The sequence below is a fragment of the Yoonia sp. genome, assembly GCF_046498525.1.
In the GTDB taxonomy this organism is placed as follows: Bacteria; Pseudomonadota; Alphaproteobacteria; order Rhodobacterales; family Rhodobacteraceae; genus Yoonia.
The window spans coordinates 21,451-31,471 of sequence record NZ_JAWOAN010000030.1; the positions used below are offsets into that span (position 1 = coordinate 21,451).

The 10,021-nt window shown below is 55.8% G+C and carries 14 protein-coding genes; 8 read left to right on the forward strand and 6 right to left on the reverse strand.

Annotation, left to right across the window (positions count from 1 at the left end; all coding sequences use genetic code 11):
- Nucleotides 1–9: 9 nt before the first annotated feature.
- On the reverse strand, nucleotides 10–345 hold the full coding sequence (locus R6T97_RS02165; protein WP_410347681.1) for an ArsR/SmtB family transcription factor: 336 nt from the start codon (nucleotides 343–345) through the stop codon (nucleotides 10–12).
- A 206-nt stretch (nucleotides 346–551) separates the two neighbouring features.
- Here R6T97_RS02165 and R6T97_RS02170 point away from each other — a divergent pair, with 206 nt between their 5' ends.
- The 6 genes from R6T97_RS02170 to R6T97_RS02195 all read left to right on the forward strand — a co-directional run bounded on the left by R6T97_RS02170 (nucleotide 552) and on the right by R6T97_RS02195 (nucleotide 3,960).
- Complete coding sequence (locus R6T97_RS02170) at nucleotides 552–887, forward strand: AtpZ/AtpI family protein (RefSeq protein WP_410347670.1); 336 nt, start codon at nucleotides 552–554, stop codon at nucleotides 885–887.
- The gene (locus R6T97_RS02175; RefSeq protein WP_410347671.1) at nucleotides 877–1,629 is read left to right on the forward strand and encodes a F0F1 ATP synthase subunit A; all 753 of its coding nucleotides are present in this window, start codon (nucleotides 877–879) and stop codon (nucleotides 1,627–1,629) included. The genes R6T97_RS02170 and R6T97_RS02175 overlap by 11 nt, the downstream gene beginning before the upstream one ends.
- Before the next feature lie 55 nt (nucleotides 1,630–1,684).
- Nucleotides 1,685–1,909, forward strand: a complete 225-nt coding sequence (locus R6T97_RS02180) for a F0F1 ATP synthase subunit C (protein ID WP_055293956.1) — start codon at nucleotides 1,685–1,687, stop codon at nucleotides 1,907–1,909.
- An 82-nt stretch (nucleotides 1,910–1,991) separates the two neighbouring features.
- Complete coding sequence (locus tag R6T97_RS02185; RefSeq protein WP_410347672.1) at nucleotides 1,992–2,537, forward strand: F0F1 ATP synthase subunit B'; 546 nt, start codon at nucleotides 1,992–1,994, stop codon at nucleotides 2,535–2,537.
- A gap of 4 nt (nucleotides 2,538–2,541) precedes the next feature.
- Nucleotides 2,542–3,102 carry a F0F1 ATP synthase subunit B gene (locus R6T97_RS02190; RefSeq protein WP_410347673.1) on the forward strand — a complete coding sequence of 187 codons (561 nt, stop codon included), beginning with the start codon at nucleotides 2,542–2,544 and terminating at the stop codon, nucleotides 3,100–3,102.
- 117 nt (nucleotides 3,103–3,219) lie between these two features.
- Nucleotides 3,220–3,960, forward strand: a complete 741-nt coding sequence (locus tag R6T97_RS02195; protein ID WP_410347674.1) for a CPBP family intramembrane glutamic endopeptidase — start codon at nucleotides 3,220–3,222, stop codon at nucleotides 3,958–3,960.
- Here R6T97_RS02195 and R6T97_RS02200 read toward each other — a convergent pair.
- From R6T97_RS02200 to R6T97_RS02210, 3 genes are all read right to left on the reverse strand, one after another.
- On the reverse strand, nucleotides 3,957–4,724 hold the full coding sequence (locus tag R6T97_RS02200) for a FadR/GntR family transcriptional regulator (RefSeq protein WP_410347675.1): 768 nt from the start codon (nucleotides 4,722–4,724) through the stop codon (nucleotides 3,957–3,959). The genes R6T97_RS02195 and R6T97_RS02200 overlap by 4 nt on opposite strands.
- 109 nt (nucleotides 4,725–4,833) lie before the next feature.
- A complete protein-coding gene (locus tag R6T97_RS02205) occupies nucleotides 4,834–5,490 on the reverse strand; it encodes an OmpA family protein (RefSeq protein WP_410347676.1) in 657 nt (218 codons plus the stop codon).
- Between the two features lie 114 nt (nucleotides 5,491–5,604).
- Nucleotides 5,605–6,453, reverse strand: a complete 849-nt coding sequence (locus R6T97_RS02210) for a bifunctional helix-turn-helix domain-containing protein/methylated-DNA--[protein]-cysteine S-methyltransferase (protein WP_410347677.1) — start codon at nucleotides 6,451–6,453, stop codon at nucleotides 5,605–5,607.
- Nucleotides 6,454–6,548: 95 nt separating this feature from the next.
- Here R6T97_RS02210 and nth point away from each other — a divergent pair, with 95 nt between their 5' ends.
- Together nth and R6T97_RS02220 are read left to right on the forward strand one after the other, a co-directional pair.
- On the forward strand, nucleotides 6,549–7,193 hold the full coding sequence (gene nth / locus R6T97_RS02215; RefSeq protein WP_410347678.1) for an endonuclease III: 645 nt from the start codon (nucleotides 6,549–6,551) through the stop codon (nucleotides 7,191–7,193).
- Nucleotides 7,190–8,182 carry an adenosine kinase gene (locus R6T97_RS02220; protein ID WP_410347679.1) on the forward strand — a complete coding sequence of 331 codons (993 nt, stop codon included), beginning with the start codon at nucleotides 7,190–7,192 and terminating at the stop codon, nucleotides 8,180–8,182. Before nth ends, R6T97_RS02220 begins: the two co-directional genes overlap by 4 nt.
- Here the strand turns inward: R6T97_RS02220 and R6T97_RS02225 are convergent.
- Nucleotides 8,160–8,867, reverse strand: a complete 708-nt coding sequence (locus tag R6T97_RS02225; protein ID WP_410347680.1) for a hypothetical protein — start codon at nucleotides 8,865–8,867, stop codon at nucleotides 8,160–8,162. The two genes, R6T97_RS02220 and R6T97_RS02225, sit on opposite strands and share 23 nt — an antisense overlap.
- 155 nt (nucleotides 8,868–9,022) lie before the next feature.
- The gene (locus tag R6T97_RS02230; protein ID WP_410347682.1) at nucleotides 9,023–9,817 is read right to left on the reverse strand and encodes a sulfotransferase family protein; all 795 of its coding nucleotides are present in this window, start codon (nucleotides 9,815–9,817) and stop codon (nucleotides 9,023–9,025) included.
- Nucleotides 9,818–10,021 lie beyond the last annotated feature (204 nt).

Sequence of the window (10,021 nt, forward strand, 5' to 3'; positions counted from 1 at the left end):
CAAGGTGGATCATGCTTCACGCGATGCGTCCAGTTCTTGTGCCAAGAAGCTCTCGAACGCGTCCAGATCAATCGCGTCCATCTGTCCGAATGCCTGCATCCAGACCGACGCTTCGCGCAGCGCATCAGGTTCCAGCTTGCACCACTTCAACCGACCACGCTTTTCCTGAGAGATCAGTCCAGCCATCGTAAGTACGCCAAGATGTTTCGAGATTGCCGCCAAAGACATGTCGAACGGTTCGGCCACGTCTGTCACGGCCATGTCATCCTCCAGCAGCATCGCGAGTATGGCGCGTCGGGTGGGGTCGGCGAGGGCCGAGAAGGTTTGATCAAGTTGCCGGGTCATCAGTGCGATTAAGCGTGTGATCGGGGAAACGTCAACCATTTGGTTGAATAACGCTTTGGGCGTTTTGCGCATCGAACGGCATGAATTCTGCTTATAATAATGACGTCAAGTTATTGAGAACATTAAGATAAAGCAGTTGCAACGGTCGCTTGACTCTAGGGGGGGCAGATCTTAAACCCTCCACAACCTTGTGAGGGGTGTTACCAATGTCTGAGCCGCACGACGCTGACCGCCTGAAGGCACTTGAAGCGAAGATCGCGGCGCTCAACAAGCCGACTGAGGAAAAGCACCACTCGGAGGAACATTATTCTCAGGCGCAGTTGGCCTGGCGGATGGTGATAGAGCTTGTTGCCGGTCTCGGGATCGGCTTTGGCATTGGATACGGGCTGGATACCTTCTTTGGGACCATGCCGATTTTCTTGGTGCTGTTTATATTTTTTGGCCTCGCGGCTGGTGTGCTTACCATGATGCGATCGGCTAAAGAGGTCCAACGCAAGCAGCTTGAGGCTGCGAAAGAAGAGGGTGACGCACGTGGCGACTGAAGAGTACTCCGAAGGTGGTCTTGTATTCCATCCGCTGGATCAATTTATCGTCAAACCTTTGTTTGGTGGCGGACCGGTACACTGGTATACGCCGACGAATGTGACCCTTTGGATGGCGGTTGCAGTTTTGGCGATTGCCGCTGTGTTTATTCTGGGCAGCCGCGGTCGCGCCGTGATTCCGACCCGTATCCAGTCGATTGGCGAACTGATGTACGGCTTTATCTACAAGATGGTCGAGGACGTGACCGGCAAGGACGGGGTGAAGTATTTCCCGTACATCATGACGCTGTTCCTGTTTATTTTGTTCTCCAACTACCTTGCACTGATCCCGATGTCCTATTCCCCGACGTCGATGATTGCAGTGACCGTTATATTGGGTTTTGGCGTCTTTACTGCCGTCACAATCCTTGGCTTTGTCAAAAACGGTCCGGCCTTTCTGGGGCTTTTCTGGATGTCGGATGCGCCGATGTTCCTGCGCCCGATCATTGCCATCATCGAAGTGATTTCTTACTTTGTGCGCCCGGTCAGCCTGTCTATTCGTCTTGCTGGCAATATTGCCGCCGGTCACGTGGTTCTGAAGGTGTTCGCGGCCTTTGCCGCCGCAACGCTGATCAGCCCCGCAGCGATTGTCGGCATCATCGCGATCTACGGTCTGGAAATCCTTGTCTGCGGTATCCAGGCCTATGTTTTCACCATCTTGACGTGTGTTTATCTGAAAGACGCACTTCACCCCGCACACTAACAACGGCGGGATATCCCGCCACTCTACTCAACTTCCAATCGTAAGGAGAATTCACATGGAAGGCGATCTCGCACACATCGGCGCAGGCATTGCGGCAATCGGTTCAGGTTTGGCTGCACTGGGTGTTGGCAACGTGGCAGGTAACTATCTTGCAGGCGCACTGCGCAACCCATCTGCTGCTGCTGGTCAAACAGCAACATTGTTCATCGGTCTGGCATTCGCCGAAGCTCTGGGGATCTTCGCTTTCCTCGTGTCGCTTCTGCTGATGTTCGCTGTCTAAGAACACGACCCATATCCTTACGGCCGACTGACGCGGTACCTTCGCGTCAGTCGGTAAAACATCAAGGTATTCGGGGACCATCATGGCAACAGATACTACAGACGTCGCAGGAGTTTGCGTTGATGCAGGGGGTTCCGCCCTTGGTATGCCGCAACTATGCGCCGATTGGATGCCCAACCAGATTTTCTGGCTGCTGGTCACTCTGGTCGCGATCTACTTTGTGATGTCGCGCATCGCCCTGCCGCGGATAAGTGCGGTGCTGGCAGAGCGTTCTGGAACGATCACGAACGATATTGCCGCAGCAGAAGAGCTCAAGAACAAGGCGGCCGAAGCAGAGGCTGCTTATGATCAAGCGCTTCTGGATGCCCGCGCGGAGGCCCAAAAGATTGTAGCCAAAGCAAAAGCGGAAATTCAGGCGGAACTGGATGGCGAACTGCAAAAGGCCGACGCACAAATCGCAGCCAAAACTGCCGAAAGCGAAGCGGCGATTGCCGAAATTCGCGCCGGAGCTGTCGATAGCGTCACCGAGGTCGCCAAGGACACAGCCAAGGAACTGGTTGCAGCCTTCGGCAGTACGGCTGATGCGAAAACGATCACCGCTGCGGTGACTGCACGGATGAAGGGATAAGACCATGAGAATGATGCTTACATTCCTGTTCGCCCTTGCGGCGGGACCCGCGCTCGCTGCGGGCGACAAACCGTTCTTTTCGTTGGCCAACACAGATTTTGTCGTCACGATCGCTTTTGCGATCTTTATCGGCATCTTGCTCTACTACAAGGTGCCCCGCCTTGTGGGTGGTATGCTGGACAAGCGTGCTGACGGCATCAGGGCAGAGCTGGATGAAGCCAAGGCGCTGCGCGAAGAAGCCCAGTCGTTGCTGGCCAGCTATGAGCGCAAGCAGAAAGAAGTGCAGGAACAATCCGCACGGATCGTCGCGGCTGCCAAGGAAGAGGCGACCAACGCTGCGACTGCTGCCAAGGAAGATATCGCTAAATCGATCACACGTCGGCTTGCTGCCGCCGAAGAACAGATCGCAAGTGCCGAGGCTTCTGCGATCAAGGAAGTGCGCGATCAGGCGATTGCAGTTGCAGTGGGTGCCGCGAAAGATGTGATCGCCAAACAGATGGATGCGAAGTCTGCGGGTGCGCTGATTGACGATTCAATTACGACGGTTGCCGAAAAGTTGCACTAGGCGCGTTTAGCGAAGAAATTGAGCCCGGTTGCGATTGCCGCAGCCGGGCTTTTTCGTTGACAGTGGCAGAGTGGTCTTTGACAGTATCACGCGGGGCGGCGAGCGGGAGTTTTGACGATGCCTAGCCTCCGGCTCGGGATTTTTGCCACGGGCGTTTATGCGGCCATTATTTCGGTTGCGATCTATTATTTTTCCGATCTGCCGGCCGGACCACCTGACCTCAGTGGACTTTTGACCGTTCTGTTGCCCGTGCAACTGATTGCCGTGGCCTTCTGCCTCTTCATCATAGTCCGCCATTTAGGGTGGCGGGCAGCCGGATTTGGCCGGATGCGCTGGTTCGGGATGGTCTGGTTCTTACCTGGTTGGCTGGTCGTCGGTGTTCTGGGATGGGACATCGTGCAGCATCTATCAGCCGAAGCACTGCTTGGTCCGGGCGTTGTTGGGATTACCCCGTTGATCCTGACGACGTTTCTGATCGCTTTTGGTGAAGAGGTGATGTTTCGCGGCATCTTGTTACGCGGGGCAATGTCGCGTGTCTCGCTGCCGCTGGCCATGTTGCTGAGTGCTGCGCTCTTTGCTCTTTTCCATTTGGTAAACGGGCTGGCAGGGCAAGACGCCGCACAGACGTCGCAGCAGGTTCTGTTCGCTTTGATGGTCGGTTTTTTCCTCGCCCCCATCGCGGTACGGGTGGGTAACCTTTGGCCATTGGTGATCTGGCATTGGATTTGGAATATTGCAGTTATGCTTGGCCCAAACACCGGGATCCTGCACCCTTTGGCACTTGCCGGGATTGCTGTGCAGGCTGTGGTATCAACATGGCTTTGGGCGGCGATGATCCGCCACCCGCAAACGCGCTAGCGCCCGACCTCGTGCTCGAGCCGCTTTTGGGCGAAGACTTCGTTATGGTCTGATTTCTGTTGATCTGACAGTGCGCTCTCCACAAAATTCAGGTGCGCCTCGACCGCCCGGCGCGCGCCCTCGGGATCACGGTTTTGCAGCGCGTCATTAATCACCCGGTGCTGGTCAAGCAGCGTGTCCCGCGTGGTGCGTTGCCTGAACATGATCGTGCGGTTGTAAAACACGCCTTCGCGCAGCAGTTCATACATCGATCGCATCATATGCAGCATGATGATGTTATGGCTGGCCTCGATGATGGAAAGGTGAAATTCAGCGTCAAGATGGGCCTCGTCCGCAGGGTTCCGTTTTTGATGCGCGGCTTCCATCTTTTCAAATATCGCATTGATGACCTTGAGGTCGGTGTCACTGGCCAATCGCGCGGCGCGCTCTGCCGCCAGCCCCTCCATGTCGCGACGGAAACTGATGTAATCAAAGACCGCCTCATTGTGGTTTGCGAAGAGTTTGATCAGTGCCGGCGCAAACGCAGACCCCAGCACATCCGCAACATAGACGCCAGCACCCGCCTTTGAGGCCAAGAGCCCGCGTTCCTGTAAATCAGCAAGGGCTTCGCGCAAAGAGGGGCGCGATACGCTCATCCGTTCGCTGAGTTCGCGTTCCGACGGCAGCCTTTCGCCCGGGCGCAAGATGCCCCGCAGAATCAGCCCTTCGATCTGACGAATGACACCGTAAGAGAGTTTTTCTTGCTGGACTGGTTCAAAAGGCATGTGATCAACTAGGTTGCATTGGTCAAATGATATGACCAAAACGGGCGATTCACAACAAGAAAGGGGCTGCTTTTCTGCAACCCCTTCAATCGTTAATCTTGAGCCAATTTTAGTTGGGCGTAATCACGATCTCGACCCGGCGGTTCATCTGACGGCCAGCGGCGTTCAGGTTGGATGCAATCGGGTTGTTTTCGCCTGCACCGATGGAGCGGATACGCGCCGGTGAAACACCGCCACCCATCAGGATCGCGGCAACAGCCTGCGCGCGGCGCTCTGACAGTCCCTGGTTGAAGGCGGCGTCACCGACGTTATCGGTATGGCCGATGACATTCACGGTGGTGTTTGGATACTGGCGCAGCGAGTTCGCAACAATCCGCAGTTCATTCTGGGAAGCGCTTGAAACCTGTGTACTGTTGGTCGCAAACAAGAGGTCCTGGCTCAGAACGACAACAAGGTTATTACCGTTGTTCGACACGCCGACATCACTACGTAACGCGCGGCGCAGTTCTTCGGCCTGACGATCAAGCGAATTGCCAACCCCGGCACCAACGCCAGCACCAAGTGCAGCACCGATCAGTGCGGCTTGGTTGCGTTCGCGCACGCTTCCGTCGTTGTTTGTAATCGCGCCAAGCAAAGCACCTGCACCTGCGCCGATCAAAGCGCCTTGTTGGGTGTTTTGCATTTCGTTCGGTCCTGTCTCGTCGCAGGCCGCCACAAAGGTCAGTGAAGCTGCCGCCAGCACGAGGGAGAATTTCGTAAGTTTCATGGTCATGGTTCCATTTTGTTGGGCGCGCAATATGCGCCTGTTGATAGAACACAGTATACCCATTTCCGCCATGATATCCAATATCGCTCCGGTGACCCGCAGCGTTTGCCTACTTTACCTCTGTTGGGGTTGTGCGTCTGCCCTGGCGGATTCCCATGCCAGCATGGCCCGCTTGACAGGTAGGCCCCAATGATAACCACCTAGCGCCCCCGATTTGCGCAGTGCCCGGTGGCAGGGGATAAGCCAGCTGACCGGGTTGCGCCCGACGGCGGTGCCGACAGCGCGCACTGCCTTTGGGTTGCCGATGGATTGGGCGATCTCAGAGTAGGTCGTAACGTGGCCTGAAGGGATGGTGAGCAGTGCCTCCCAGACTTTCAACTGGAAGGGTGCGCCGATCATATGCAGCTTGGTTTCTCCCGACATGCCAAGCGCTGCTTGGGCCCATGGGCGCAGTAAATCTTGGTCTTCCAAGAAAGCTGCCTTGGGCCAGCGCGATTTGAGGTCTGCCATAGCGGGTTCTTGTCCTGCTTCCGCAGCAAAAGCCAGGCCGCAAATACCCCGGTCGGTCCCCATGACCAAGGCAGGGCCGAAGTGACTTTCAAACCAGCCCCAAGAGATCGTCAGGTCTGCCCCGTCGCGGGCATAGTCGCCAGGGCTCATCGCTTCCCATCGGACGAAAAGATCGTGAAGGCGACCACTTCCCGAGAGCCCGACCGCATGTGCCGTTTCCAAGGTGGTGAAACGATCGCGCAGAAGCGTCTTTGCATGGCCCAGCGTCAGGTACTGCTGATAGCGTTTTGGCGATACACCGACCCATGAGGAAAAGAGCCGCTGAAAATGTGCGGGGCTCATGTTCATGTCGGCAGCCAGATCGGCCAGCGTCTGTGGTTCATCACCGGCGGCATCAATCGCCACAATGGCGCGGCGCATGACCTGATAGTGATATGTCTCTGTCTGTTCCATATCATGCAAATTAGGGACAAGTCGCGACCAGCGCGACCCGAAAATTGCGCATCCGGCGCTTGCCCCCTTTGGCCCATCGGGGCATACGGGATGGCATGGCCAAACAGCTTGATTATCATACCATCCGCGCGATCTTTGAGCGGTTTAACGCAGCAGAGCCTGAGCCCAAAGGTGAGCTTGAGCATGTAAACGTCTACACGCTTGTCGTGGCTGTCGCACTGTCGGCGCAAGCCACCGATACGGGCGTGAACAAGGCCACGCGCGCGTTGTTCAAAATCGCAGATACGCCACAAAAAATGCTTGATCTGGGGCTTGAAGGGCTGACCGAGCATATCAAGACAATCGGCCTGTTCCGCCAAAAGGCCAAGAACGTTATCAAGATGAGTCAGATTCTGGTGAATGAGTATGATGGCATCGTACCCAACTCCCGTGCCGCATTGCAGTCATTGCCCGGTGTCGGGCGCAAGACGGCCAATGTGGTACTGAACATGTGGTGGGGGATGCCGGCACAGGCTGTGGATACGCATATCTTTCGCTTCGGCAATCGCAGTGGTGCGGCCGTGGGCAAAACGGTCGACGCGGTCGAGCGCGCGATCGAAGATCACATTCCGGCTGATTTCCAACTTCATGCGCATCACTGGATGATCCTGCATGGCCGCTACACTTGTGTAGCGCGAAAACCAAAATGCGCGGCCTGTCTGATCCGCGATCTCTGTCAGTTTGAGGATAAAAACCTATGAAGAAATATCAGGTTGTCGGGATCGGCAATGCGATGGTCGATGTGTTGGCACGGGCCGAAGATACCTTTTTGTCAGAGGCGGGCGTCGAAAAAGGCATCATGCAGTTGATCAACATGAACCGCGCGGTCGATCTTTACGCCCGCGTTGGCCCCGCCAAGGAAATCAGCGGCGGATCAGCGGCCAACACCATTGCAGGCATTGCCCATTTGGGCGGCCGTACCGCCTATGTCGGCAAGGTCAAGGACGACCAATTGGGGCAGATTTTTGCCCATGACTTGCGCGCGCAGGGAGCAACTTATGAAACCCTGATGGCCCCAAAGACCGAAGAGGCCGAAACTGGACGTTGCATCGTGATCGTGACCCCCGACGGGGAACGGTCGATGAATACCTATCTGGGCGTGACCGAGTTCTTGTCGCCCGACGACATTCGCGAAGCAGAGATGGCAGAGGCCGAATGGATTTACCTTGAAGGCTATCGCTTTGACGGTCCTGACAGCCATGCGGCATTTGCAAAGGCCGTGACGGCCTGCAAAGGGGCAGGAGGCCGTGTGTCTTTGACGCTCTCGGATCCGTTTTGCATTGACCGTCACCGCGATGCCTTTCGCGATATGATCCGCAATCACGTGGACCTGCTATTCTGCAACCGCGCCGAGATGGGATCGATGTATCAGACGGATGACTTCGACGGTGCTTTGGCACAAGCCGCGTCCGAGGTGGACATCGTGGCCTGCACAGATAGCGAAAACGGCGTCTTTGTGCTGGCTGACGGACAGCGGTGGCATGTGCCTGCGGTGCCGACAGATATCGTGGATGCTACAGGCGCGGGTGACCTCTTTGCCGGTGCCTTCCTCTGGGGGCTGACCAACGGGCATGAGCTGGAAACCTGCGCCAAGATGGGCAATGCCGCTGCATCCGAAGTGATCAGCCACATCGGTGCGCGGCCCGAGGCGGACCTGAAGGATTTGTTCAGGCAGCAGGGACTGCTTTGAGCCACAACGCGTCCAGCGCATCAATGGCAGCGATGTCAAAGCGGCTTTCTTCCTTCCAGTATTTTCCGGACGGCACATAGTAGTCGAGGCGCGCTTCTTCCGCTAAAGCCGCATCCACGATCTCTTGGTTCATTTCGCATGGAACCGCAGCCGCCCCGCCTTGGCTGGATGATCGTGGAAACACCAATCGGCTTTCATCTGTCGACAAGTTCACCATTGCGCAATCTTGCCGGGCCGCAATCGCCATCAGCCTTGCGGACTTGGCCTCAAGCGACCTGAGGGTCACATCCTCGCGCAGGGGATCAGCGGTGCCCTTTCCATAGAAATGCGTCTTGCTGGCCCCGTCATAAACCATATCGCACCCCAGCACTGCGATGACTTTTGGTTTCAACGCAGCCAAAGCCCAATAGGACGCGGTAAACGCCATCGTACCCCCGGCATAAACAAAGCCACCCAAGGTATTCTGCAACGACACATAGTCCGCGGCGCGGATTATGCGCTGATGCGCAGCCACTTCCACGGGCATCCGCTCTATCGGAAAATCATCGGGATGGATCAGATCATCCCAATCGGGGCGCACCCCCCAAGCGTTATTGATTGCGACAACCCGATTAAACGGATCGCGCGGCCAATCACGGCATTTTACAACATTCGGGCCACTGCCCAGGATTAAAACAACAGACAAGCGACCAACTCCTTCGTCTTTACGATCAAGCAGTTAGGATGATCCACTCGCCTGTCGACCCGTCTTTTCTCATGTTGTGAAATACCTTCGGGGGTGAGGCCCGTCGGGCCGAGGGGGCAGACAGCCCCCTGACCATGGCGCCACAGGCGCAACACCTAGCATAATTTGGCGTGAACCTCATCAAGGTCTATCTCGCCAACCGGCATCTTGTTGGCCGGATTTTCAAAATCATATTTGAATATCCGAAAGTCCTTTTTATAGATCTCATAGACGATATGCATCGACAGATCGTCAAAATAATCCTCGACCGGATGGGCGCGCTTTGGTCCGTGCCCTTCGCTTTCGTTAAAACGCGGGATTTGCGCCAGATCGACCTGATGCGCCGTTTCGATCCCGTTCAGGACAGCCTGCATCCCGTGATTGAATTTCTCGGTCCAGAAAATGCTGTCATAACGCCCGCCGTTCACGATGAAGGTCGATATGTGACCGGACATGGCAGACCAGTGGATGTCGGGTTCCATCGGCCGACGCCAGCGGATGGTATCGCGGGCAAACAAAAGGAAACGGCGAAAGCTCTTGATCTGGTCGAATTCAAAGCCACTGTCGGGGTCGCCGACCTCGATGCCGTATTTCTGGATCAGGAGAGGGACAAGGTTGCCCCGATAATATTTCCCGTTGCGCTGCACACCGCAAATCTTGTCAAAGAAAGATGACAGGATGCGGGTGTAAGGGTTGCGCACACAGGTAAAGGCATAGCTTTGGTGCGCTTTGACGTTGGCTGCGATGGCATTCTTGCTGTCATCCATCGCCCATTTGTGGATACCGGTCTTGGCGTCGTGGATGTCGCCGTCAAAGAACGTTCCATGGTCCGAATAATACATGATCTGGCCAATGGTCGAGCAGGCACATTTGGGTACCACACGATAGACCACGCTTTCGCTTTGGGTCATCCAAGTTCCGGGAAACTGCGCCAAGGGTGCTCTCCTGCCAATCCTCGTTCCTTTCAAAGCAAAGAAACCCTGTCTCTCGGCCTGCTTCAAAAACGAGAGATCCGCTCCAATGGCATAGGTGATATCCACTTGCTGTTTGATCTCCGGCGTTTCCTGGGATAATCCAACTTTTCCGATCAGCAAGAATATGATTATTGATAGTAG

Excerpts from the sequence above, each read along its gene's own strand:
- R6T97_RS02165 (WP_410347681.1), bottom strand. The coding sequence starts at position 345 with ATGACCCGGCAACTTGATCAAACCTTCTCGGCCCTCGCCGACCCCACC.
- R6T97_RS02170 (WP_410347670.1), top strand. The coding sequence starts at position 552 with ATGTCTGAGCCGCACGACGCTGACCGCCTGAAGGCACTTGAAGCGAAG.
- R6T97_RS02180 (WP_055293956.1), top strand. The coding sequence starts at position 1,685 with ATGGAAGGCGATCTCGCACACATCGGCGCAGGCATTGCGGCAATCGGT.
- R6T97_RS02185 (WP_410347672.1), top strand. The coding sequence starts at position 1,992 with ATGGCAACAGATACTACAGACGTCGCAGGAGTTTGCGTTGATGCAGGG.
- R6T97_RS02190 (WP_410347673.1), top strand. The coding sequence starts at position 2,542 with ATGAGAATGATGCTTACATTCCTGTTCGCCCTTGCGGCGGGACCCGCG.
- R6T97_RS02195 (WP_410347674.1), top strand. The coding sequence starts at position 3,220 with ATGCCTAGCCTCCGGCTCGGGATTTTTGCCACGGGCGTTTATGCGGCC.
- R6T97_RS02200 (WP_410347675.1), bottom strand. The coding sequence starts at position 4,724 with ATGCCTTTTGAACCAGTCCAGCAAGAAAAACTCTCTTACGGTGTCATT.
- R6T97_RS02205 (WP_410347676.1), bottom strand. The coding sequence starts at position 5,490 with ATGAAACTTACGAAATTCTCCCTCGTGCTGGCGGCAGCTTCACTGACC.
- R6T97_RS02210 (WP_410347677.1), bottom strand. The coding sequence starts at position 6,453 with ATGGAACAGACAGAGACATATCACTATCAGGTCATGCGCCGCGCCATT.
- nth (WP_410347678.1), top strand. The coding sequence starts at position 6,549 with ATGGCCAAACAGCTTGATTATCATACCATCCGCGCGATCTTTGAGCGG.
- R6T97_RS02220 (WP_410347679.1), top strand. The coding sequence starts at position 7,190 with ATGAAGAAATATCAGGTTGTCGGGATCGGCAATGCGATGGTCGATGTG.
- R6T97_RS02230 (WP_410347682.1), bottom strand. The coding sequence starts at position 9,817 with ATGACCCAAAGCGAAAGCGTGGTCTATCGTGTGGTACCCAAATGTGCC.